This window comes from Nonomuraea sp. NPDC050478, assembly GCF_044458265.1.
GTDB classification, from domain to species: domain Bacteria; phylum Actinomycetota; class Actinomycetes; order Streptosporangiales; family Streptosporangiaceae; genus Nonomuraea; species Nonomuraea ferruginea.
The window spans coordinates 748564-770652 of sequence record NZ_JBITHT010000002.1; the positions used below are offsets into that span (position 1 = coordinate 748564).

Genomic DNA, 22089 nt, shown 5'->3' on the forward strand with positions numbered 1-22089 from the left:
GTAGCGCGGATGAGCTTGGTACGGCGAGGGCCGGTCTGAGGAGGGCGCGGGTGGACAGCAGGACCAAGCGCCGCTTATCGCGGCAGGAGCTCGACGCGCTGGCCCGCAGGGCGCTCGGCGCGGGCGTGCTCGATCACGCCGAGCTGACCGACGGCTTCGCGAACGCGGTGTGGCGGCTGCGCCTGGACGACGGCCGCGACGTGGTCTGCAAGCTGTCGCCGCCGCCGGAGCTCGACCAGCTGAGCTACGAGCGCGATCTGCTGCGGACGGAGGCGGCGGCCTGCGAGCTGGCCGCGGCGGCGGGCGTGCCGGTGGCGGCGCTGCTGCGGGCCGGGTTCGACGACCCGGTGCTGGGCGGCGACTACCTCATGCTGGCGGCGCTCGACGGCGTCTCCTGGAACCACGTCTCACGGGGCGACGGCGCCCTGGGCGAGGGCTCTCCGAAGGTCACGCCCGAGGACGAGGCGAGGCTCCGCCGCGAGCTGGGCCGCCTCCTGGCCCGGCTGAACGCGGTAACCGGCCCGGTGTTCGGCTACCCGCACGCCGGCATCACCGGCTCGACCTGGCGCGAGGCGTACCTCGCCATGGTCGACGCGCTGCTCGGCGACACCGTCCGCTACCCGACGGCGCTGCCCGCGCCGGTGCCGCGCATCCGCGCGCTGCTGGCGGCGGCCGCGCCCGCGCTCGACGAGGTGACCACGCCCCACCTGGTCCACTTCGACATCTGGCCGGGCAACGTGTTCCTGGACCTGTCGGGGCCGCCCCGCATCCAGGCGATCATCGACCACGAGCGGGCGTTCTGGGGCGACCCGCTGGCCGAGTTCATCACCCCGACGATCTTCGCCGAGCTGCGTGAGGACGACCCGCTGGTGGCGGGCTACCGCGAGGTGACCCCGTTCGAGCTCACCCCGGCCGCGCGCGTACGGCTCGACCTGTACCGGGCGTACCTCTACCTGATCCTGCTGGTGGAGAACGGCCCCCGGCAGTATCCGGAGGCCGAGTACGCCCGCGTGCGCGACCAGGCCACGGCCTCACTCGCCGAGGTGCTGGACCGCCTCGTACCTCTCGCCCCCGGCACCGTCGCGTAGCTCGCGGCACTGCCCGGCGCCCGCGCCGCGCAGCGCGTTGGGCACGCCCAGGTCGGCGGGCGCGGGCGTGTTGCCGGTGCAGGCGAGCGCGCCCCTGACGGTGCTGCCCGACAGGACCGGCGCGTCGTTCCCGGTGAGCAGCACGGCGCCGCGCACGTCGGCGGAGACGATGTGCAGCGAGCCGGTGCGGTCGGCGCTGAACGCGCCGTCCAGGCGGGCGCCGAGCAGGTGCACGGCGGCGGCCTCCGACGCGGTGAGCGTGCCGGTGACGCGCCCGCCGGTGACCACGAGGGACGCGCCGCGCCCGACGACGACCGGGCCGGTCACGCGGGCGCCGTCCAGGCAGGTGACGCCGCCGGTGACGGCCAGCGGCCCGCGGTGCTCGCCGGTGATCGTGCGGGTGCAGGCGGGCGGCGGCGCGATCGTGGTGACGGTGAACTCCCCCGGCTCGCCGTGGTTGCCGGCCGCGTCGATCGAGCGGTACTCGACCGTGTGCCGGCCGCGCGGCAGCTTGCCGAAGACGAGGTGGTCGATGACGGTGCCGTCCTCGCTGAACGTCCACGGCAGCTCGGATGAGGTGGGCCAACCGAAGTAGTTGAACCAGCCGTCTCCGTCCACCCGTGACTCCGGCACCACGTGGCCGTCGCGGTCGTCGGCGCCGGTGAGCCGCATGGTGAACGGGCCGTTGTAGACGTAGGTGTCGCCCGCCCAGGCCAGCGGCTCCGACAGCTCGTAGGCGGTGGTGGGCGGGGTGGCGTCGACCGTCCAGGTGAGGGTGTCGCCGCCGAGCGAGGCGGTCAGCTCGTGGGCGCCGGCGCTCAGGGCGAGCGCGCCCAGGTCGAGGTCGGCGCCGGAGCCGCCGACGCGCTCGCCGTCGAGCCGCCAGGTGACCTCGGGCACGGTCGCGACCGGGTGGGTGGTCTCCACGTACACGACCTCGTCCCTGCCGACCGGCCGGTGCACCGGGGTGGAGGAGACGAACCCCGGCTCGACGCCGTCCGGCGGGGTGGTGAGCGAGGTGTCCACGGTCCAGGTACGGGTGCGCGTCATGGAATCGCGGACGGCGGGGTCGCGGACGAAGTCCGTCGGGTCGGTGACCGTGGCGGTGACGGTGTGCGTGCCGGGGGCCAGGCCGAGGGTGCGCAGGTCGAGGGTGTCGCGGTCGCCGTCCAGTTCCTCGCCGTCGACCGTCCAGGTGGTGACCAGGCCGTGGCTGACGGGGCGCATCGGCTCGGCCCAGAGCACCCGGTCGGCGCCGACCGGGGCGCCGGTGGGCGTGGCGTCCTGGATGACCATGGTCTTGGCGGTGATCCGCTCGGTCATGACCTCGCGGCCGACCTGGTCGAAGTAATAGCCGAGGCTCTTCATGATCGAGTGGGCGCTGGGCCGCCACACGCCGGTGCCCGCGTACAGGCCGCCCTCGTAGCGGGCGATCGGGCCGCCCGACTCGCTGGGCTCGCCCAGCCAGCGCCACCACTTCGCGCGCCGGTCGAGCATCTCCCGCTCGGTCAGCAGCGTGTGATGGGCCGAGTCCGGCTCCCGGCCGGTGTATGGGCCGCCGGGGACACCGCGCTGGTAGTAGTCGTACTCGTCCTGCAGCCCGCCCAGCGAGTGGCCCAGCTCGTGCGGGCTGATCAGGGCGGACATGGCGTTGCTGCCGGAGGCGGTCGCGTACGCGCCGCCCGCTCCCCCGTACGTGCCGCTGTTGCCCAGGGCGAGGATCTGGCGGTTGGCGGAGGAGGTGCCGGTGACCAGGTTCGCGTAGCGGGTGGCGGCGGTGTTGTCCATGGTGATGAGGCGCTGGACGCTGCCGGGGTTGCAGCGGCCCCAGAATCCCATGCTGAGCGGGGTGGTCCTGCGCGGCGAGGACAGGCCGGGGTCGCAGCTGATGCCGGACTCGCCGGAGACGATGTCGATCCGGTAGACGTTCAGGTAGTTCCGGTAAGACTTGAACGGCTCGATGGACCACATCACGTTGAGGTGGCGGTCCACGTCCTGGCGGAACTTCTCCTGTTCCGCCCCGGTGTAGCCGTCTCCCATGACGATCAGGTTGAACCGCTTCTCCGGCGCGCCCGTCACCTGGACGGGCACCACGGTCGCCGCGCCCGGCTCCGCCGCGTCGGCGAGCACTCCTCCGGCCGGGGACACGCCCAGGACGGCGGCGGCGAGCATCATCACCAGCACCGCTAAGATCCGCATGCACCGCACTATCCGCCAGAAAACGCGTCTCGTCTTCACCTTTCATGGTCACAACTCGGGCTGGGGTTCCCCGCGGCCTGGGCGACGGTCCGGCTCAGGCCGCGGGAAGCTCGGCGAACAGGATGGGGCGGGTGGTCGGCCGGTCGGAGCCGCCCGCGGGCTCGACGGTGAGTCCGAGGCGGACGTCGTCGCGGAGGTCGGCGACGACGGGTGCGGTGAGGCCGTCCTCCCCCCGGTCGAGCAGCCCGGCCGGGCGGACGCCGTCCGGGTTCATCAGCCACAGAGCGTAGACCTTGGACGGCGGCAACTCCGGCATTCCCGATGAAGTGAACAGTATCCGTCCCCGCTCGCGGGAGACGACGGCGACGCCGGTGCCGCCCGAGGCGATGCGGTGCCGTACCGTACGGGCGTCCGGGGCGGCCAGGACGGCGGCCACCTCCGTGACCAGCGCGCCGTGCCCGGCCCGCAGGTCGCCCAGGTCGCGGCGGGCGTCGAAGGCGACCACGCCGAGCGCGACGGCGGCGGCCGCGGACACGGCGGCGAGCCCCGCCACCGCCTTGGCCCGCCACCCGCGCCGCGGGGGAAGGACATCGGCACGCGGAGTCCGGTCCGCCGCCGGGCGGACCGTGTCGTGCCGCCGGTGGGCGGCGGTCAGGACGCGGGAGCGCAGGGAGGCGGGCGGCGGGGCGGCGACGGCGAGGGCCAGGCGGGCGGCCGTCTCCCGGAGGCGGCTCACCTCGGACGGGCAGGTGCGGCAGCTCGACAGGTGCTTCTCGAACGACGCCACGTCGGCCGGCGGCAGCGCGTGCGCGGCGTAGGCGCCGGACAGGGCGTGGAGTTCGTCGTCCATGTCCACTCCCGAGGTGGTGAGAGGCGGCTCACAACCGGTGATTCGGGCGCTCGGCGCTCATGGATGCCGTCAAGCTTTGACCGCCTTCTCACAACGTGGACATGGAGGTCGGCCAGAGGGATCCGGTGGAATACCCTCGTATCTCGTGAGCGCATTGAGCAATTCGCTGAATCTCGATTCCTGGCGAGCCCTGTCCGCGGCCCAGCAGCCTGACTGGCCTGAGCGCGACGAGCTCGAGAAGGTCGTCGCCGAGCTCGGCGGCCTGCCCCCGCTCGTCTTCGCGGGAGAGTGTGACCAGCTCAAGGAGGAGCTGGCGGCCGTCACCCGGGGCGAGGCGTTCGTCCTGCAGGGCGGCGACTGCGCCGAGACGTTCGCCGGCGCCACGGCCGACAACGTGCGCAACAAGCTCAAGACGCTGCTGCAGATGGCGATCGTGCTCACCTACGCGGGCAAGGTGCCGGTGGTCAAGATCGGCCGGCTCGCCGGCCAGTTCGCCAAGCCGCGGTCCAAGGGCACCGAAGTGCGCGACGGCGTGGAGCTGCCCGCCTACCGGGGCGACATGGTCAACGGGTTCGACTTCACCCCCGAGTCGCGCAGGCCCGACCCGTGGCGGCTGCTCAAGGCCTACCACTCCTCGGCGGTGACGCTCAACCTCGCCCGGGCGTTCACCAAGGGCGGCTACGCCGACCTGCGCCAGGTGCACGCCTGGAACCAGGACTTCGTGGCCGGGTCGCCGGCCGGTCAGCGCTACGAGCGGCTGGCCCGCGAGATCGACCAGGCGCTGGCCTTCATGCGGGCCTGCGGGGCCGAGCCGGAGGAGTTCCAGTCGGTGGAGTTCTACTCCTCCCACGAGGCGCTGATCCTCGACTACGACCAAGCGCTCACCCGCATCGACTCGCGCACGGGCCTGCCCTACGACGTGTCGGCGCACATGGTCTGGATCGGCGAGCGCACCCGCCAGCTCGACGGCGCGCACGTGGAGTTCTTCTCCAGGATCCGCAACCCGATCGGCGTCAAGCTGGGCCCGTCCACCTCTCCTGAGGACGCGCTGGCGCTGGTGGAGAAGCTCAACCCGGACAACGTGCCGGGGCGGCTCACGTTCGTCACGCGGATGGGCGCGTCCAAGATCCGCGAGCATCTGCCGCCGCTGGTCAAGGAGGTCACGGCCGCGGGCGCGCAGGTGGCCTGGGTGTGCGACCCGATGCACGGCAACACCTTCGAGGCGCCGAGCGGCCACAAGACCCGGCGCTTCGACAACGTGCTCGACGAGGTGGCCGGGTTCTTCGAGGTGCACCGCGCGCTCGGCACGCACCCCGGCGGCATCCACATCGAGTTCACCGGCGACGACGTGACCGAGTGCGTCGGCGGCGGCCACGAGATCGCCGAGGGCGACCTGGCGACCCGCTACGAGACGGCCTGCGACCCGCGGCTCAACCGGAGCCAGTCGCTCGATCTGGCCTTCCGGGTGGCCGAGCTGTACCGCGGCTGAGTAACTCTCACCTTTCCGGGCCATCGCCGAGCGGTGGCCCGGAACATCTTCTATGATCAGCGGCTAAAGGCCGGGAATATTGGGAGATGTGGTGGACAGAGCTCCAGATGGCGTCGATCCGAACGTGCCCAACGTCGCGAGGATGTACGACTACTACCTCGACGGCAAGGACAACTTCGCGGCGGATCGGGAGGCGGCCGAGCGCATCCTGAAGCTGTTCCCCAACACCAAGACCTCGGCCGCGGTCAACCGTGGTTTCCTGCGCAGGGCCGTACGCCTGGTGACCGATAACGGTGTCGACCAGATCGTGGACCTGGGGGCGGGGTTGCCGACCCAGGGCAACACGCACGAGATCGCGGTGGGCTCGCGGGTGGTGTACGTCGACAACGACCCGGTGGTGTGCACGCACGGCCGGGCGCTGCTGGCGCGCGGCGACGACGTCGACTTCCTCCAGGGTGACGCGCGCAAGCCGGATGAGCTGCTGGAGCAGCTCAAGCCCTTGATCGATTTCGACCGGCCGGTCGCGTTCATGATGCTGACGATCCTCCACTTCCTGTCGGACGAGGAGGCGTTCGGGCTCATCGCCCGGCTGCGCGAGGTCAGTGTGCCCGGCAGCCACCTGGTGATCAGCCACGCGATCGACGACAACACCGATCTCACGCCGCAGGCGCTCGAGGTCTACAAGCAGTCCACGGCGGCGCTCAACCTGCGCACGCACGAGGAGATCCTGCGCTTCTTCGAGGGCTACGAGCTGCTGGAGCCCGGCCTGGTGGACCCGAAGGACTGGCGCCCGGACGACGAGCTGGCCGCCTCGGGACGGCGCAGCCCGGGATACGCGGGCGTCGGCCGCAAGGCCTAGAAAGCACGGAAAGCACGGCGGCCCCGCCCGAGGGCGGGGCCGTGCCGGAGTGGGTCAGTTCTTCTGGGCGTTCTTGAGCTCCTTGTCGAGCTCCGCCCTGATCTCGTCCATGTCGAGCGCGCGCACCTGACGGATCAGGTCGTCGAGGGCCGGCGCGGGAATGGCGCCGGGCTGCGCGAAGACCACGATGCCGTCGCGGATGGCCATCAGGGTCGGGATCGACCTGATCTCGAAGCCCTGCGCGAGCGCCTGCTCCTGGTCGGTGTCGATCTTGCCGAACGTGATGTCCTCGTGCTTCTCGGAGGCCTTCTCAAAGATCGGGCCGAACATCTTGCAAGGACCGCACCACTCCGCCCAGAAGTCGAGCAGGACGATCCCCTTGTCGGCGATGTCGTTGAAGTTGGTCTCGGTTACTTCGATGGTCGCCACAAGTGGCTCCTCTGACGTCGGTCCGCTTCCGGTGATTGTCTCCGTGACAACCACGTACCCTTCACCAGCATTCCATGCTCCGGGCCGGGCCGCGCGCACGCGGCCCGGCCAGGGGACGGGCACGGGGACGGGCGCGGGTCAGCGGCCGGGCAGGGTGAGGCCGACGACCAGGGGGTCGTGGTCGGAGGACCGGTAGGCGTCCGGCCGGTAGAGGTGCGGCGGGTTGAACTCGGTGTTGTAGTCGCGGATGCGCGGCTCGTCCGCGTTGACGTGCCAGATGGCCGCGCTGGTGACGCGCCTGAGCAGCTGCTTGCTCGCCATCATGTGGTCGAGCTCGCCGGCCAGCCCGTCGAAGAGGTAGCTGTAGCGCAGCGGGGCGGGCACGTACCGTTTGGTGAGGCTGGTGAGGCCGCCCGCTTCGAGGGTCTCGATCGGGTCCTCCTCGCCGTAGGCGTTGAGGTCGCCGAGCACCAGCGGGGCCGGCAGGTCCTCGATGAGGCCGAGCAGCGCCTGTGCCTGCGCCACCCGGGTGGGGTTCCAGCAGCCCTGGCCGTCGCCCTGGTCGGCGTCGGGCCCGCTGTCAGGGCAGGAGCCCTTGGACTTGAGGTGGTTGACCACCATCGTGAACGGCTGGCCGCCGTGCTTGCGGCGGAAGCTCTGGACGAGCGGCGGGCGGCTGAACACCGGGTCCTCTGATGAGCGGGCCTGACCCACCGGGGTCAGCTTGCCCGGCTTGTAGATGAGCCCGACCTGGATCGCGTCGGTGCCCGGGTAGGGGTGGGTGAGCGCCGCGTACGTGCCCGCGCCCATCTCGGCGTTGACCGCGTCGACCAGGGCCTGCAGGGCGGTCTGGCCGTTGTTCTCGACCTCCATGAGGCCGACGGCGTCGGCGTTGAGTCCCTTGAGCGCGGAGACGAGCTTGGCGAGCTGGCGCTGCTGCTCCTCGGCGGTGCTCGCGCCGCGCGAGCCGATCGTGGTGAACCAGTTGAGCGTGTTGAAGGAGGCCACCGTGACGTTGCCGATCACCGGGAACGGCCGGGGCAGGCGCGGGTTGGTGCTCTGGTAGCGGATCGGCTCGGTGGGCTGCAGCCGGTAGCGGTCGAAGCCGTAGCCGAGCACGCCGGTGATGCCGGCGGCGCTGTCCCCGGCGCGCACGACGGGCGGCAGCGTGGCCGGGTTCTGCTGGTTGGAGCCGTCGTCGACGAGCAGGGAGCGGCGGGCGTTGTCGTCGGCGGTCACGCCCGGCCGGTCGGTCGGCTGGTAGAGCCTGCCGCCGGAGGACAGCGTGACCTCGCCGAAGCGGCCCAGGTTGTAGTTGTCGTTGACGGTGAGCCGCTGGGGGAAGGTGAGCAGCATGTTCTCCACCGGCTCCAGGTCGGCGCTGGGCAGCCGGTGGCGCTGTGGCGCGATGGAGCCGGTGCCGCACACGTCGACGGCGGTGACGGGCGACAGCTCGGTCCAGCCGTTGAACTCGATCGCCCGGCCGGTGACGAGCACGCGGTCGCCGACCTTGACATCCTTGAAGGACTCGCGGGCGAAGGCGAACAGCGCGTCGGAGGTGGCCGGATCGGCGTCCGGCGTCGGGTCCTGCAGGAAGAAGCCGCTGAGCTGGTCGGTGCGCTGGAAGTCGGCGGTGACCACGCCCTCGACGCGGACGGTCTGCCCGGCGAGCGGGGTGGCGGCGCCGCTGCCCTGGACCTCGGCGATCTCCCGGTCGGGCGGGGTGTCGCAGGGGCCGGCGGGCGTCGCGGCGGCGGGGGCCGACAGGAGGCCGGCGGTGAGTGCGGCCGCGGTGATCGCGGCCCAGGAAGCCCGGGGTAAAGCATGCATAAGCCGCACTCTAGAGCCAGGGTCCGTGACAGGTGTCTACAGAGATGTGACCTCAAGCTTCCATCGCCGAACCTTGACAGTGCGGCCCACCGGGTATGAGCAGGGCATGGACTGGGTCACCTGCGCGCAATCGGCGGCCTGCACAGGGATCGCCCGCCGGCCGTACGGCCTCTGCCTCGCCCACCTCTCCCCCGACCAGGTCTCCGCCGTGCTGGCGGGCATGGCTCCCGGCCGGCTGCTCGACCTGCGCGGCACGACGCTCAGCGGCGACCTGCTGGGCAGGGTCGTGGAGGCCACCCTCGGCCGGCCCGGTCGCGCCCGGCTCGACCGCGCCCGCTTCACCGGCGACGTGCGGCTGGCGGGGGTGACGTTCACGGGCGACGTGTCGCTCGACGGCGCCCGGTTCGAGCGGCTCGCGTCGTTCTTCGGCGCCCGCTTCGAGGGCAACGTGTCGCTGGCGAGCGCCAGGTTCGCCAGGGAGCTGTCGTTCCACGGGGTGACGGTGCGCGGGCACGCCTCGCTCGACGGGGCGGTGATGACCAGGGACGCGCTGTTCAGCCAGGCGGTGTTCGAGCACGGGCTGTCCTGCGAGGCCGCCAGGTTCGAGGGGTACGCGACCTTCGACGGGGCCCGGATGGGCGAGGCGGCGCACTTCCGCGGCGCCCGGTTCGGCCGCACGCTCTCGTTCCGCAAGGTGAGCGGCAGCGCCGGGTTCGACTCGGTGCGCTTCGCCGCCGACGCCTACCTGTCGGCCACCGGCAGGTTCTCGGCCACGCGGGCGCAGGCGGGCGGCACCCTGGACCTGGCCGTCCGCGGGTGCGGGGTCGACCTGCGGCGGCTGGTGGTGGCGGGGGCCACGACGGTGCGGCTGACCGACTCGCAGGCCGACCTGGAGGGCGCGGTCCTGCGCGGCCCCGCGACGGTCACCGGGGGCGGCACGTCCACGCTGACGTCGCTGCGCGAGGTGGACGCGGCCAGCCTGGCCCTGACGGGGCTCGACCTGTCGGCCTGCCTCTTCACCGGGCTGGCGCACCCGGCGGGGGTGCGGCTGAAGGAGTGCACGTTCGCGCTCACCCCGCGCGGCATGCGGGTGAGCATGCGCCTGCCCATGCTGCGCTGGTTCTCCCGCCGCCGCGCGCCGGCGCAGCACGGCTAGCGTGACCGCATATCAGGGAGATCCCCGATGGGGGCCCGGGGTGCCGCTTCGTAGACTTGAGTCCATGCTCATCGACGACTACGTGACCGAGCTGCGCCGGTCCCTGTCGGGTCCGTACGGGCCGAAACATGACATGGTCGTCGAGGCGCGCGACAGTCTGGTCGACTGCGCCGAGGCCTACGAGGCCGAGGGGCTGCGCCGGGCCGACGCGGAGCGGCGGGCGGTCGAGGAGTTCGGGCCGGTCCAGGAGGTGGCGCCGGGCTACCAGGAGGAGCTGACCGCCTCTGCGGGGCGCAGGCTGGGGCTGCTGCTGTTCGTCAGCGTGCCGGCGACCGTGCTGGCGTGGGGCCTGGTCTGGAACTTCGCCCCCGCCGATCCGGTCGTGTGGGAGAGCCGGCCGAGCTGGTTCATGCCCGCTTCCCGGCTGCTCGACGTCATCCAGCTCGCCACCGGCCTGTACGGCGGGCTCGCGCTGCTGGCGCTGGGCCGGGGCGCCCGCTGGATCCCGAAGGCGCGGCTGGTGACGCGCTCGCTCGGCCTGGCGGTCTGGCTGATGCTGCCGCTGACCTCGCTGCTCGGCCTGGTGCTCTCGCAGGGCTCGTACGTGTCGGCGAGCATGGGGCTCTCCCTTCCCGTCGTCCTCGCCAACCTGATGACCTACGCCTGCGCCGGGCTGCAGCTCTACTGCGCGACCCGGTGCGTCAGGCTGACCCGGAGGGCCTGACCTCCCCGGGCCCCAGCACGCTCCCGATGGCGCTGGTGAACGCCTGCCAGGCCGACCGCTCCCCCTCCAGCTGCTTCCTGCCGGAGTCGGTGAGCCGGTAGGTGCGCCGCCTGCGCCCGCCCACCGTCGCCCACTCGCTCACCAGGTGGCCGGTGCGCTCCAGCCTGCGCAGCGCCGGGTAGACGGTGCCGGTCGGCACGTTGAGCGCTCCCCCGCTCCGCTCCTGCAGGGCCTCGATGATGGCGTAGCCGTGCAGCGGCTCCCGCTCCAGCACGGAGAGCAGCAGAGCGTCCATGTGGCCGCGCAGCGCGTCGGGGTTCATGGCAACGATCCTAAGCACCGTCTCGCATGTAGGCAGTCTACATGTAGGCTGTCTATATGTAGACAGGCACAACGACGGAGTGGAGAGATGGACGCACTCGATCTGGCCCGCTTACAGTTCGCCCTGACGGGGAGCCTGCACTTCCTGTTCGTCGTGCTCACGCTCGGGCTGGCGCCGCTGGTGGCGATCATGAACACCCGGTGGGCGCGCACCGGCAGGCCGCTGTTCGAGCGGATGACCCGCTTCTGGGGGCAGATCTACGTCATCAACTACGCCCTGGGCATCGTCACCGGCCTGGTGATGGAGTTCCAGTTCGGCCTGTCCTGGAGCGGTCTGTCCCACTACGCGGGCGACGTGTTCGGGGCGCCGCTGGCCATGGAGACGCTGGTGGCGTTCTTCCTGGAGTCGACGTTCCTGGGGCTGTGGATCTTCGGCTGGGGGCGGCTGCCGAAGTGGGCGCACGTGGCCTGCATCTGGGCGGTCACCGCGACCGCGTACGCCAGCGCGTTCTTCATCATGGTGGCCAACTCGTTCCTGCAGAACCCGGCCGGAGCGGTGGACGCGGGCGACCGGCTGGCCCTGGTGGACGCCGGCGCGCTGTTCACCAACAAGACGCTGGTGTTCGCGCTGCCGCACGTGCTGGGCGCCGGGCTGTTCACCGGGGCGATGGTGCTCGTCGGGGCCAGCGCCTACCAGTTGCGGCGGCGTACTCACGAGCAGGAGTTCTTCACCAGGTCGATGAAGACGGGGATCGTGGCGGCGGCCGTCGGCATCACGCTGACCGTGGCGTACGGCTACGCCCAGTTCGGCGGGATCCAGGACGGCAAGTTCGACGACAACCCGGCCGCCGCGGTGCCGCTGGGGCTGATGATGGAGGGCGGCAACCTGCTGTCCATGGTGGTGCTGCTCTTCATGCTGCCGCTGATCAGGAAGCTGCCGCGCTGGCGGTGGGCGCATCCCCTGCTGATGGCGCTGACGCCGGTGCCGTTCGTGCTGGCCATCCTCGGCTGGCTGGCCAGGGAGCTGGGGCGGCAGCCGTGGATGATCTGGGAGAAGCTGACCGTGGCCGACGCCATGACGCCGGGGCTCACGACCGGCATGGTCACCGCCTCGCTCACCGGGTTCGTGGCCGTGCTGGGGCTGCTGGCCGTCGTCGACTACGTGCTCATCGCCCGGGTGGTCAGGCGCGGACCGCGCGACCTCGCCCTCGGCGCCACCGCCACCGAACAGCGCTCGCCCGCGCTGAGCCACTAGGAGTGCCCCGATGGAGCTGATCTGGTTCGCCGTCTTCGCCCTGCTGCTGGCCGGCTACTTCGCGCTGGAAGGCTTCGACCTCGGGGTCGGGCTGCTGCTGCCGGTCCTCGGCAGGAACCGCGACGACCGGGACCGCATGGTCGCCGCGATCGGGCCGTACGTGCTCGCGAACGAGGTGTGGCTGGTCGCCGTCGCCGGGACGCTGTTCGGCGTCTACCCGCTGCTGGAGGGCGAGTTGCTGCCCGCGATCTACCCGCTGGTGGTGGCCATGCTGCTGGCGTGGATCGTGCGGGACGCCGGGCTGTGGTTCCGGCGCAGGATCGGCGGTGCCCGGTGGCGGGCGTTCTGGGACCTGATGATCGTGCTGGGCTCGCTCTGGCTGTCGTTCGGCTGGGGGCTGGTGATCTACGCGGCGGCCACCGGCTTCGACGGGCCGCTCATGCACCCGCTGGGGCTGCTGCTCGGCGCGGCGGTGACCCTGCTGTTCGCCTGGCACGGCCGCGTGTTCCTGGGCTGGCGGCTGCCCGGGTTCGCCGGACCGGCGCGTACCGGCCGGGCCCTGCTGGCGTCGGGGGCGCTGGCCGCGACGCCGGCGCTCGCCCTGCTCGGCGGGGGGATGTCCTACATGCTGGAGCACAGCGCGCCGGCGGCCACGCTGAATGTGCTCAGTCTCATGGTCCTGCCGTTCGCACCCATCATGGTGGGCGCGCAAGTATGGATATGGCGCACTTTCCGTCCCGGCAAGGGCGCCGACCTGAACCCATCCTTCTTCTGAGGCGCCCGTGCACAAGGATCTACTCCGCCTGATCCGGGGAGAGCAGCCGGTCCTGCGTCATCTGGCCGTCACGTTCGCGGCCGCGATGGCGGCCGGGCTGCTCGTCCTCGTGCAGGCGGAGCTGCTGGCCGGGGTGCTGTCCGGCAGGTTCACCGCGGTCGCGCTGGCGGCCGTGGCCGGCGTGGTGGCGCTGCGGGCGCTGCTGGCCTGGACGCAGGGCGTCTTCGCCGGGCGCACCGCCACCGGCGTCAAGTCGGCGCTGCGGCACCGCCTGCTGGCCAGGTTCCGCGAGCTCGGCCCCGTCCGGCTGGCCGGTCACCGCTCCGGGGAGCTGGTCACGCTCACCGGGCGCGGCCTGGACGGGCTGGACGACTACCTGACCGGCTACCTGCCGTCGATCGCGGTGGCCGCGGTGGTGCCGCTGGCGGTGCTGGTCCGGTTGTTCGCCGCCGACCTGGCCAGCGCCGTCATCGTGCTGGTCACGCTGCCGCTGATCCCGATCTTCGGGGCGCTGGTGGGCATGACCACCAAAGCCGTCACCGAGCGGCAGTACCGGGCGCTGACCCGGCTCGGCGGCCACTTCCTGGACGTGGTGCGCGGCCTGCCCACGCTGCGCGCCTTCGGCCGGGCCCGCTACCAGGCGACGGTGATCCGGGAGGTGGCCGGCGCGCACCGCTCGGCCACCATGCGCACGCTCCGGGTCGCCTTCCTGTCGTCGCTGGTGCTGGAGCTGTGCGCGTCGCTGTCGCTGGCGCTGGTGGCGGTGCCGATCGGGCTGCGGCTGCTCGGCGGCACGCTGGACCTGTCCACGGCGCTGCTGGTGCTGCTGCTGGCGCCGGAGGCCTATCTGCCGCTGCGCGCGATGGGCACGCGCTTCCACGCCTCGATGGAGGGGGTGGCCGCCGCCGACGCCGCCTTCTCCGTCCTGGACCGCTCGGACGACCCCGCCGCGCCGGCCCCGGGACGCACCGCGGCCGTGTCCGGGCGGCCGCGGATCGAGCTGGAGAACGTCACCGTGCGCTATCCCGGCCGTGCCGACCCGGCGCTGGACGGTGTCACGCTCACCATCGAGCCCGGCGAGCGGGTGGCGCTGGTGGGTGAGAGCGGCAGCGGCAAGAGCACGCTGCTCAACCTGCTGCTCGGCTTCGTGCCGCCGTCGGAGGGCCGGGTGCTGGTCGACGGGGCCGACCTGCGGACGCTGGACCTGGAGACGTGGCGGGCCCGGCTGGCGTTCGTGCCGCAGCGCGCGCACCTGTTCACCACCTCGGTGGCGGACAACATCCGGCTCGGCGCGCCCGCCGCCTCCATGGACGAGGTGCGGCGGGCCGCCCGCGCCGCCTACGCCGACGAGTTCGTCGGGGAGCTGCCCGACGGCTACGAGACCCGGGTCGGCGAGCGGGGCGCCAACCTCTCGGCCGGCCAGCGCCAGCGCATCGCCCTGGCCCGCGCCTTCTGCCGCCCGTCGACCTCGGTTCTGCTGCTGGACGAGCCGACGGCCCGGCTGGACGGCCGCAGTGAGGCCGCCGTGGTGGCGGCGACCGCGGAGCTGAGCAAGGACCGCACCGCCGTCATCGTGGCCCACCGCCCGGCCATGATCGAGCTGGCCGACCGGGTCATCCGCGTCCACGAGGGCCGCGTCGTCGCGGACACCACCCGCACGGAACCCGCCCTCGCTCCCCCGGGTCCCGGCGCGGCCTCGCCTCAGCAGGAGAAGACCGGCGACGAGATTCCGACGAGCGGGCGGGTGGAGCGATGAAGGGGCAGATGCGGGCCCGGCTGGTGTACGCGGTGCTGGCCGGGGCCGCGGCCGATCTCGCGGGCCTCGGGCTGATCGCCGCGGCCGCCTGGCTGATCACGCGGGCGGCGGAGCAGCCGCCGCTGGCCGCGCTCAGCGTGGCGATCGTGGCCACCCGGGCGTTCGCCACCGGGCGCGGCGTGTTCCGCTACGCCGAGCGGCTGACCGGCCACGACGTGGCCCTGCGGGCGCAGGCCGGCACGCGGGAGCGGCTGTACGAGTCGCTGATCCCGCCGCAGCGGCCCAGGGTGGGCGGCGCCGACCTGCTCAGCCGCATGGTCGACGACACCGACGCGGTGCAGGACCTGCTCGTGCGCTGCCTGCTGCCCGCCGCGGCGGCCGCCATCGCGGGCCTCACCGCGGTGGTGATCGGCCTGACGATCCTGCCCGTCACGGCGCTCGTCCTGCTGGCCGGGCTGCTGCTGGCCGGGGCGCTGCTGCCGGCGGCCACCGCCGCCGCGGCGCGCCGCTGGTCGGCGCGGATGGCGCCGGCGCGGGCCGAGCTGGCCGGCCGGGTCGCCGACCTGGTGCACGGCGCGGCCGACCTGTCCGCGTACGGGGCCGGGGACCGGGCGTTGCGGGACGCCGGGGAGGCGGGCGACGCGCTGGGCCGGCTGGAGCGCCGCCAGGCCCGGGTGCACGCCACCGCCCTGGCCGGCGGCACGCTGGTGCAGGTGCTGACCGTGGTCGCGATCGTGCTGGTCGCGCAGGCGGGCGGCGTGGGGACGGTCGGCACGGCCGTGCTCGCGCTGACGGCGCTGGTGGCGTTCGAGCCGGTGCTGCCGCTGGCCGCCGCCGGCGAGCGGTACGCGGGCATCGCGGCGGCGCTGCGCCGCCTGCGCGAGGTCCGCTCCGCCTCCCCGGCCGTCACGGAGCCGGCCACGCCCGCCGCTCCCCCGTCGCCGCCGCTGACGGTCGAGGTCGAGGATCTCGTGGTACGGCACGCGCCCGGCGGCAGGCCGGCCGTGGACGGGGTGTCGCTCACGCTGGCCCCGGGCAGGCGGGTGGCGCTGGTGGGGCCGAGCGGCGCGGGGAAGAGCACGATCCTGGCGGCGCTCATGCGGCTCGTCGAGCCCGAGTCCGGAAATATCAGGATCAACGGTGTGGACATCGCCGACCTGGACTCCGACGACGTGCGGGCCATGATGACCGGCCTCACGCAGGACCCGTACCTCTTCCGTACCTCGCTCCGCGACAACCTGCGCCTGGCGGGCCCGGAGGCCGACGACGAGCGGCTCGCGCGGGCCGTGCGGGACGCGCGGCTGGAGCACTGGGTGGAGCGCACCGGCTGGGACGCCGAGCTGGGCGAGGACGGCAGCACCGTGTCCGGCGGCCAGCTCCAGCGGCTGGCGCTGGCCAGGGCGCTGCTGTTCGACCCGCCCGTGCTGCTGCTGGACGAGCCGGCCGAGGCGCTGGACGAGGAGACGGCCGACGAGCTGATGGCCGACCTGCTCGACGTCACGCACGACCGGACCACGCTGCTCGTCACCCACCGCCTCAAGGGGCTGGAGCAGGTGGACGAGATCGTGGTGCTGGAGGACGGCCGCGTGATCCAGCGCGGCGCCCACGACGACCTAGTCTCCCGGCCCGGCTACTACCGGGATCTGTGGGAGTCGGAGGTGCTCACCCGGCGTTAGGGAACTCCGCGGGCCCGCCGCCCGTTGTACGGGCATGGCAAACTGGTTTACAGTACAAACCAGTTTGGTGTTCCGAGGAGTTTGCGATGACAGACGACGGCGAGCGGGCCTCCTCCCCCGAGGAGACGCTCCGGCTGATCGAGCGGCAGCGCGCCGCCGCAGTGAAGGCGCTGAACGGCGACCCGCTGCTGCTCTACACGCCGTGGGGCGTCGCCTGGCTGCTCGGTTTCGGGGCGTTCTTCCTGCACTACGGGCTGCACGGCGTGCCCTACGCGCCCATCACCTGGCAGCTCGCGCTGGGCATCCTCCTCGCCGCGCAGCTGGTGGCGGGCGCGTTCATGGCGACCGGGCTCGTCAGGTTGAGCTCCGCCATCCGCGGTGAGAGCTCGGCCAAGGGCATGATGTATGGCTACGCCTGGTTCGTCGGCATGGTGCTGATGACCGTGATCAACATCCGGTTCAGCTCCATGCTGCCCCCTGAGGAGAGGGGCCTGATGTGGTCGGGCGTGTCGCTGCTCGTGGTGGCCGTGCTCTACATGGCCTGCGGCGCCCTCTACACGCAGTGGCCGATGTTCTTCATGGGGGTGTGGGTCGCCGCCGTCAACGGCCTGGGCGTCATCCTGGGGCCGGGCTGGCACGCGCTGCTCACCGCGGTCCTCCTCGGCGGCGGCCAGATCGTCACCGGGATCCTGCTGCGGCGGCGCGCATGACCTCCGGCGACGCCGCGCCCGAGCTCGACCCGGTCATCCACGCCCAGGCCAGGCTGCGCGTGATGGTCACGCTCAGTGCCCTCGGCGAGGGCGACGAGATCGCCTTCCCCTCACTCAAGGACCTGCTCGGCATGACCGCGGGCAACCTTTCCGTCCATCTGACCAAGCTCGAAGAAGCGGGCTACGTGCGCATCACCAAGACCCACAGGGGCCGCACCCCCGTCACCTACGTCTCGATGACCACGCGGGGGCGGCTCGCGCTCGAGGACTACACCAAGGCCATCCGTTCCCTACTGGACTCCGCAGGAGGAAATCCATGACAGTCCTCGCCAGAACGGTCGAGGCCACCCGGCGCTACGGCGACGTGGTCGCGCTCGACCGGGTCTCCGTCGAGATCCGGGCCGGCGAGCTGGTGGGCCTGCTGGGCCCCAACGGCGCGGGCAAGTCCACGCTGATGAACCTGTTCGTGGGGCTGCGCCGGCCCACTTCCGGCACGGTCGAGCTGCTCGGCGGCTCGCCGTCCGACCCGGCTGTGCGGCGCGGCATCGGCGTCACCCCGCAGGAGACCGGGCTGCCCGAGGTGCTGCGGGTGGGCGAGGTCGTGGACTTCGTCTCCTCCCACTTCCCGAAGCCGGTGGCCAAGGCCGAGCTGCTGGACAGGTTCGGCCTGGGCGAGCTGGTCAAGCGGCAGATCGGCGGCCTGTCCGGCGGCCAGAAGCGGCGGCTGGCCGTGGCGCTGGCGTTCGCCGGCGACCCGAGACTGGTGTTCCTGGACGAGCCGACCACCGGGCTGGACGTCGAGGCCAGGCGTACGCTGTGGGACGGCATCAGGGCCTTCCACGAGGGCGGCGGCACCATCCTGCTGACCAGCCACTACCTGGAGGAGATCGAGGCGCTGGCGGAGCGGGTGGTGGTCGTCGGCCACGGCCGCGTGCTCGCCGACGACACCGTGGCGGCCGTGCGTGACGTGGTCGGCGCGCGGCGGGTCTCGTTCGACGCGGGCGAGCTGCCGGAGCTGCCCGGCGTGGCCGGCGTCCAGCGCGAGGGCGGCCGGGTCCACCTGGTGACCCCCGACCCCGACCGGCTCGTGGTCGAGCTGGTGCGCAGCGGCACGCCGTTCTCGGGCCTGGAGATCAGGCCCACCTCCCTGGAGGAGGCCTTCCTGACCATCACCGCCGCGAAGGAGCACGCCCATGCCTAGCCTCGTCCTGGCCCACACCCGCTATCAGGTCATCGAGCAGATCCGGGTGCCGATCGGCCTGCTGGCCAGCGGGCTGTTCCCGGCCATCGCGATGCTGGCGTTCGCGGTGCCGTTCGTCGGCGACGACCCGGTGGCCTCGACCCTGTCGATGGGCTCGATGATGCTGGTGGGCGCCATGTCGGCGGCGCTGATGGGGCTGTCGATCTCGGTGGCGATGGACCGCGAGCAGCCGTTCAACCCCTACCTGCGCACGCTCCCCGCGGGGCCGTTCCCGCACTTCGCCGGGCGGATCCTCACCACGACGGCGCTCATGGTGGTCTCGACGTTCCCCGTCATCCTGGTGGCGGGGCTGTTCACCGAGGCCGACCTCGCCCCGGCGCGGCTGGCCGCGATCGTGGGCGCGGCGCTGGCCGGGTCGCTGCCGTTCATGCTCATCGGGCTGTTCCTCGGGCTGGTGCTGCCGTCGAAGGCGGCGATCGCGGTGTCGCAGATCCTGTTCTTCCCGTTCGCGATCGTGGGCGGGCTGATGCTGCCGCCGCAGGTCATGCCCGAGTTCCTGACCGCGATCTCCCCGTACGTGCCGAGCCGGGGCGGCGGCGAGCTGGTCTGGTGGGCCGGCACCGGAGCCGCCCCGGACACTCTCGCGCTGGTGGTGCTGGCCGGGTGGACCGTGGTGGCCGGGGCCGCCGCCGCGTGGGCCTACCGGCGTGACGAGGGCCGCCGGTTCACCTGATCGGCCGGGGTCTCAAGGTGACTCAAGGTGAACGGAAGGGGGTGTGCCGCCGAGTCCGCAGCGATCTCGACGGCACACCCGTCCGTGTGGGGGTCCTGTTATTGCATTTCAGCGAGGGTGGCGGTGACGGTCTTCTCCGCGCCGTCCCTCATATATGTGATCTGAACCTGTTGGCCCGGTTTGAAACCTCTGATCTGCCCGACGACGTCATCTCCGCCGTCGACGGCCTTGCCGTCGATCTTGGTGATGAGGTCGGCCGACTGCAGTCCGGCCTTCTCCGCGGGGCTTCCCGCTGTGATCTGCCGGACCAGCGCGCCGGGCACGTCGCCGGTGGCGTCGGTGACGCTCACGCCCAGGAACGCGTGGGTCACCTTGCCGGTGCTGATCAGCTGGTCGGACACGTGCTTGGCGGTGTTGATCGGGATCGCGAAGCCGAGGCCGATGCTGCCGTTGCTGCCCGCGGTGGCGATCGCCGTGTTGATGCCCACGACCTCCCCCGCGGCGTTGACCAGCGCGCCGCCCGAGTTGCCCGGGTTGATCGCGGCGTCGGTCTGGATGGCGCCGCCGATCGTGGAGACCGCGCCGCCGCCTCCGCGCTGCTGTTGCGGCCAGCCGGGCGGGGCCTGCTCCTGCTCGCCGCCGACGGTGAGCGTGCGGTCGAGCGCGCTGACGATGCCGAGGGTGACCGACCCGTCGAGGCCGAGCGGGCTGCCGAGGGCGAGCACGGAGTCGCCCACCTTGAGCTTGCCGCTGTCGCCGAGGGTGGCCGGGGACAGCCCCGACACGTCCTCGGCCCTGATCACGGCCAGGTCGGTGGCCGGGTCGGTGCCGACGACGGTGGCGGCGGCGGTCCTGCCGTCGCTGAACTTCACGCTCATCCGGCCGCCGCCCTGGCCGGCGCCCTCCACCACGTGGTTGTTGGTGAGGATCAGCCCGTCGGCGGTGAGGACCACTCCGGAGCCCTCGCCCGTGGAGCCCTGGATCATCACGACCGAGGGCTGCACCTTCTCCGCGACCTGCGCCACGCTGAGCGAGTTGGACGCCTGGCTGAACGTGGGGCTCGGGGCGCTGACGGTCGTCACGACGGGATCCTGGAACGCGGTGGCGACGGTGGCGCCCACTACGCCGCCGCCGACGGCCACGGCCGCCAGGGCCAGCCCGGCGATCGCCTTCCGCCCGGCCGTGAAGCCGGGCTTCTTCGGCGGAGGCGGAGGCGGTGGCACCGGATGACCCATGATCATGGTGTCCCGCCGGGGGAAGCCCCCGGCGGAGGGCGGCGTGTCGCCGAACTGGCTCCAGCCGCCGGCGCCCTGCTCGCGAGGCTCGTTCGCGTTCATCGTCATCTCCCTCGAGTTCCTCTTACCCAAGGGTGCCGCAGCAGGCGTAAGTCCTGGTTAAGCCGATGATCGACGGCGGCTGAACTCGTAAACGACGACTTTATCCTCCCTGCTCGAAGCCCGTTGCCCGGCGCGGAAAAATCACTTCCAGTACTCGTCCTTGAGCAGCCGCTTGTAGAGCTTGCCCGTGGGATGCCGGGGCAGCTCCGCCCTGAAGTCGACCGACTTGGGACACTTGTAGTGAGCCAGCTGCGAACGGCAGTACTCGATCAGCTCCTTCTCCAGCTCCGGCCCCGCCTCGTCCATCGACACCGGCTGGACCACGGCCTTGACCTGCTCGCCCATCTCCTCGTCCGGCACGCCCAGCACGGCCACGTCGGCGACCTTGGGGTGCACGCACAGGGCGTTCTCCGCCTCCTGCGGGTAGATGTTCACCCCGCCGGAGATGATCATGTACGAGCGGCGGTCGGTGAGATAGAGGAAGCCCTCCTCGTCCAGGTAGCCGATGTCGCCGAGGGTGGTCCAGCCGCGGCCCCGCGGGTCCTGCACCGAGCGGGTCTTATCCGGGTCGCCGTGGTATTCGAAGGCGGCGGCGCTCTCGAAGTAGATCGTGCCGTGCTCGCCCGGCGGCAGCTCCTCGCCCTCCTCGTCGCAGATGTGCACCGGGCCCAGCAGGGAACGGCCGACCGTGCCCTTGTGCTCCAGCCAGTCCTTCGATCCGACGTACAGGAAGCCGTTGCCCTCGGTGCCCGCGTAGTACTCGTGGATGATCGGGCCCCACCACTCGATCATCTTCTCCTTGACCGGGATCGGGCAGGGCGCGGCCGCGTGGATGGCGGCCTCCAGCGACGACAGGTCATATCTCGCCCGGGTTTCCTCCGGCAGCTTGAGCATCTTGATGAACATGGTCGGCACCAGCTGCGAGTGCGTCACCCGGTACTTCTCGACCAGCCGCAGGTACTCCTCGGGGTCGAAGCGCTCCATGACCACGAGGGTGGCGCCGATGCGCTGGAACGTCATGCAGTAACGCAGCGGGGCCGCGTGGTAGAGCGGAGCGGGCGACAGGTAGACGCTGTCGGCCGACGGCGCGAACAGGAACTGGATGAGGCCGAACAGGGCGCCAGGCTCGGTCAGCGGCTCCAGCGCCAGGGCGGGCTTGACGCCCTTGGGCCTGCCGGTGGTGCCGGAGGAGTAGAGCATGTCGGTGCCCTGCACCTCGTCGTCGATCGGGGTGACCGGATGGGCCGCGACGGCTTCCTCGTACGACTGGAAGCCCTCGGCGGTGCCGTCGAGCATCAGCCGCAGCTCCACGCCCGGCGTGTCGGCGGTGATGGAGGTGGCGACCTCGGCGAGGGCGGCGCTGGAGACAAACACCCGGGCGCCGCAGTTGTCGACGATGTAGGCCAGCTCGTCGCGTTGCAGCCGCGAGCTGATCGCCGTGTAGTAGAGGCCGGACCGGTGCGCGGCCCAGGCGATGGCCAGGAAGAGCGGATGGTTGGGCAACATGAAGGCGATGTGGTCGCCCGGCCGCAGGCCCGCGGCGCGGAACAGGTGGGCCAGCCGGTTCGACTCCTCGTCGAGCCGGCGATAGGTGACGACCTGACCGGAGCCCGCCATGATCACAGCGGGCTTGTCGGGGGTGACGGCTGCGATGGCTCCCGGGTACATGACCGAACAGTATTCTGTTCACGCCGGGAAAAG

At 72.0% G+C, this 22089-nt stretch carries 20 protein-coding genes; 13 read left to right on the forward strand and 7 right to left on the reverse strand.

What is annotated here, in order from left to right; genetic code table 11:
- The first annotated feature begins 50 nt into the window (after nucleotides 1-50).
- On the forward strand, nucleotides 51-1088 hold the full coding sequence (locus ACIBF7_RS11460) for a phosphotransferase family protein (protein ID WP_148032453.1): 1038 nt from the start codon (nucleotides 51-53) through the stop codon (nucleotides 1086-1088).
- Here ACIBF7_RS11460 and ACIBF7_RS11465 read toward each other — a convergent pair.
- Both ACIBF7_RS11465 and ACIBF7_RS11470 read right to left on the reverse strand, forming a co-directional pair.
- Nucleotides 1032-3287, reverse strand: a complete 2256-nt coding sequence (locus ACIBF7_RS11465; RefSeq protein ID WP_397197029.1) for a M64 family metallopeptidase — start codon at nucleotides 3285-3287, stop codon at nucleotides 1032-1034. The two genes, ACIBF7_RS11460 and ACIBF7_RS11465, sit on opposite strands and share 57 nt — an antisense overlap.
- Nucleotides 3288-3381: 94 nt before the next feature.
- Nucleotides 3382-4137 carry an anti-sigma factor domain-containing protein gene (locus tag ACIBF7_RS11470; protein WP_397197030.1) on the reverse strand — a complete coding sequence of 252 codons (756 nt, stop codon included), beginning with the start codon at nucleotides 4135-4137 and terminating at the stop codon, nucleotides 3382-3384.
- A gap of 154 nt (nucleotides 4138-4291) precedes the next feature.
- Between ACIBF7_RS11470 and ACIBF7_RS11475 the strand changes: the two genes are divergently transcribed.
- A complete protein-coding gene (locus ACIBF7_RS11475) occupies nucleotides 4292-5626 on the forward strand; it encodes a class II 3-deoxy-7-phosphoheptulonate synthase (RefSeq protein WP_246639746.1) in 1335 nt (444 codons plus the stop codon).
- A 91-nt stretch (nucleotides 5627-5717) separates the two neighbouring features.
- Nucleotides 5718-6485 (forward strand): SAM-dependent methyltransferase, encoded by a 768-nt coding sequence (locus ACIBF7_RS11480; protein WP_397197031.1) that lies wholly within the window; start codon nucleotides 5718-5720, stop codon nucleotides 6483-6485.
- Nucleotides 6486-6539: 54 nt separating this feature from the next.
- Here ACIBF7_RS11480 and trxA read toward each other — a convergent pair whose 3' ends face one another.
- Entirely contained in the window at nucleotides 6540-6914 is a 375-nt protein-coding gene (gene trxA, locus ACIBF7_RS11485) for a thioredoxin (RefSeq protein WP_148032460.1), read from the reverse strand.
- A 138-nt stretch (nucleotides 6915-7052) separates the two neighbouring features.
- Entirely contained in the window at nucleotides 7053-8744 is a 1692-nt protein-coding gene (locus ACIBF7_RS11490; protein ID WP_397197032.1) for an ExeM/NucH family extracellular endonuclease, read from the reverse strand.
- 106 nt (nucleotides 8745-8850) lie between these two features.
- Between ACIBF7_RS11490 and ACIBF7_RS11495 the strand changes: the two genes are divergently transcribed.
- The gene (locus ACIBF7_RS11495) at nucleotides 8851-9900 is read left to right on the forward strand and encodes a pentapeptide repeat-containing protein (protein WP_219544538.1); all 1050 of its coding nucleotides are present in this window, start codon (nucleotides 8851-8853) and stop codon (nucleotides 9898-9900) included.
- A 64-nt stretch (nucleotides 9901-9964) separates the two neighbouring features.
- A complete protein-coding gene (locus ACIBF7_RS11500) occupies nucleotides 9965-10624 on the forward strand; it encodes a permease prefix domain 1-containing protein (RefSeq protein ID WP_148032463.1) in 660 nt (219 codons plus the stop codon).
- Here ACIBF7_RS11500 and ACIBF7_RS11505 read toward each other — a convergent pair.
- Nucleotides 10602-10946 (reverse strand): PadR family transcriptional regulator, encoded by a 345-nt coding sequence (locus ACIBF7_RS11505; protein ID WP_148032464.1) that lies wholly within the window; start codon nucleotides 10944-10946, stop codon nucleotides 10602-10604. The two genes, ACIBF7_RS11500 and ACIBF7_RS11505, sit on opposite strands and share 23 nt — an antisense overlap.
- Before the next feature lie 87 nt (nucleotides 10947-11033).
- On the opposite strand from ACIBF7_RS11505, the gene ACIBF7_RS11510 reads away from it, so the two are divergent.
- The 8 genes from ACIBF7_RS11510 to ACIBF7_RS11545 all read left to right on the forward strand — a co-directional run bounded on the left by ACIBF7_RS11510 (nucleotide 11034) and on the right by ACIBF7_RS11545 (nucleotide 19051).
- Entirely contained in the window at nucleotides 11034-12200 is a 1167-nt protein-coding gene (locus tag ACIBF7_RS11510) for a cytochrome ubiquinol oxidase subunit I (protein ID WP_148032465.1), read from the forward strand.
- 10 nt (nucleotides 12201-12210) lie between these two features.
- Nucleotides 12211-12975 carry a cytochrome d ubiquinol oxidase subunit II gene (locus ACIBF7_RS11515; RefSeq protein ID WP_148032466.1) on the forward strand — a complete coding sequence of 255 codons (765 nt, stop codon included), beginning with the start codon at nucleotides 12211-12213 and terminating at the stop codon, nucleotides 12973-12975.
- 7 nt (nucleotides 12976-12982) lie between these two features.
- Complete coding sequence (cydD, locus tag ACIBF7_RS11520) at nucleotides 12983-14731, forward strand: thiol reductant ABC exporter subunit CydD (RefSeq protein ID WP_148032467.1); 1749 nt, start codon at nucleotides 12983-12985, stop codon at nucleotides 14729-14731.
- Nucleotides 14728-16407, forward strand: coding sequence for a thiol reductant ABC exporter subunit CydC (gene cydC / locus ACIBF7_RS11525; RefSeq protein ID WP_397197033.1), 1680 nt, complete (start codon nucleotides 14728-14730; stop codon nucleotides 16405-16407). Before cydD ends, cydC begins: the two co-directional genes overlap by 4 nt.
- 86 nt (nucleotides 16408-16493) lie before the next feature.
- Nucleotides 16494-17117 carry a hypothetical protein gene (locus ACIBF7_RS11530; protein ID WP_148032468.1) on the forward strand — a complete coding sequence of 208 codons (624 nt, stop codon included), beginning with the start codon at nucleotides 16494-16496 and terminating at the stop codon, nucleotides 17115-17117.
- A complete protein-coding gene (locus ACIBF7_RS11535) occupies nucleotides 17114-17437 on the forward strand; it encodes a transcriptional regulator (protein WP_148032469.1) in 324 nt (107 codons plus the stop codon). The genes ACIBF7_RS11530 and ACIBF7_RS11535 overlap by 4 nt, the downstream gene beginning before the upstream one ends.
- On the forward strand, nucleotides 17434-18318 hold the full coding sequence (locus ACIBF7_RS11540) for an ABC transporter ATP-binding protein (RefSeq protein WP_271276454.1): 885 nt from the start codon (nucleotides 17434-17436) through the stop codon (nucleotides 18316-18318). The genes ACIBF7_RS11535 and ACIBF7_RS11540 overlap by 4 nt, the downstream gene beginning before the upstream one ends.
- Nucleotides 18311-19051 carry an ABC transporter permease gene (locus ACIBF7_RS11545; protein ID WP_271276455.1) on the forward strand — a complete coding sequence of 247 codons (741 nt, stop codon included), beginning with the start codon at nucleotides 18311-18313 and terminating at the stop codon, nucleotides 19049-19051. Before ACIBF7_RS11540 ends, ACIBF7_RS11545 begins: the two co-directional genes overlap by 8 nt.
- Nucleotides 19052-19149: 98 nt before the next feature.
- Here ACIBF7_RS11545 and ACIBF7_RS11550 read toward each other — a convergent pair whose 3' ends face one another.
- Both ACIBF7_RS11550 and ACIBF7_RS11555 read right to left on the reverse strand, forming a co-directional pair.
- On the reverse strand, nucleotides 19150-20388 hold the full coding sequence (locus ACIBF7_RS11550) for a S1C family serine protease (protein WP_148032472.1): 1239 nt from the start codon (nucleotides 20386-20388) through the stop codon (nucleotides 19150-19152).
- 141 nt (nucleotides 20389-20529) lie between these two features.
- Complete coding sequence (locus ACIBF7_RS11555) at nucleotides 20530-22056, reverse strand: AMP-binding protein (RefSeq protein WP_148032473.1); 1527 nt, start codon at nucleotides 22054-22056, stop codon at nucleotides 20530-20532.
- Nucleotides 22057-22089: the final 33 nt, after the last annotated feature.

What these genes read in the sequence shown, in the direction of transcription:
- ACIBF7_RS11465 (WP_397197029.1), bottom strand. Translation starts at nt 3,287, where the DNA reads ATGCGGATCTTAGCGGTGCTGGTGATGATGCTCGCCGCCGCCGTCCTG.
- ACIBF7_RS11470 (WP_397197030.1), bottom strand. Translation starts at nt 4,137, where the DNA reads ATGGACGACGAACTCCACGCCCTGTCCGGCGCCTACGCCGCGCACGCG.
- ACIBF7_RS11490 (WP_397197032.1), bottom strand. Translation starts at nt 8,744, where the DNA reads ATGCATGCTTTACCCCGGGCTTCCTGGGCCGCGATCACCGCGGCCGCA.
- ACIBF7_RS11495 (WP_219544538.1), top strand. Translation starts at nt 8,851, where the DNA reads ATGGACTGGGTCACCTGCGCGCAATCGGCGGCCTGCACAGGGATCGCC.
- ACIBF7_RS11500 (WP_148032463.1), top strand. Translation starts at nt 9,965, where the DNA reads ATGCTCATCGACGACTACGTGACCGAGCTGCGCCGGTCCCTGTCGGGT.
- ACIBF7_RS11505 (WP_148032464.1), bottom strand. Translation starts at nt 10,946, where the DNA reads ATGAACCCCGACGCGCTGCGCGGCCACATGGACGCTCTGCTGCTCTCC.
- ACIBF7_RS11510 (WP_148032465.1), top strand. Translation starts at nt 11,034, where the DNA reads ATGGACGCACTCGATCTGGCCCGCTTACAGTTCGCCCTGACGGGGAGC.
- ACIBF7_RS11515 (WP_148032466.1), top strand. Translation starts at nt 12,211, where the DNA reads ATGGAGCTGATCTGGTTCGCCGTCTTCGCCCTGCTGCTGGCCGGCTAC.
- cydC (WP_397197033.1), top strand. Translation starts at nt 14,728, where the DNA reads ATGAAGGGGCAGATGCGGGCCCGGCTGGTGTACGCGGTGCTGGCCGGG.
- ACIBF7_RS11530 (WP_148032468.1), top strand. Translation starts at nt 16,494, where the DNA reads ATGACAGACGACGGCGAGCGGGCCTCCTCCCCCGAGGAGACGCTCCGG.
- ACIBF7_RS11535 (WP_148032469.1), top strand. Translation starts at nt 17,114, where the DNA reads ATGACCTCCGGCGACGCCGCGCCCGAGCTCGACCCGGTCATCCACGCC.
- ACIBF7_RS11540 (WP_271276454.1), top strand. Translation starts at nt 17,434, where the DNA reads ATGACAGTCCTCGCCAGAACGGTCGAGGCCACCCGGCGCTACGGCGAC.
- ACIBF7_RS11545 (WP_271276455.1), top strand. Translation starts at nt 18,311, where the DNA reads ATGCCTAGCCTCGTCCTGGCCCACACCCGCTATCAGGTCATCGAGCAG.
- ACIBF7_RS11550 (WP_148032472.1), bottom strand. Translation starts at nt 20,388, where the DNA reads ATGAACGCGAACGAGCCTCGCGAGCAGGGCGCCGGCGGCTGGAGCCAG.
- ACIBF7_RS11555 (WP_148032473.1), bottom strand. Translation starts at nt 22,056, where the DNA reads ATGTACCCGGGAGCCATCGCAGCCGTCACCCCCGACAAGCCCGCTGTG.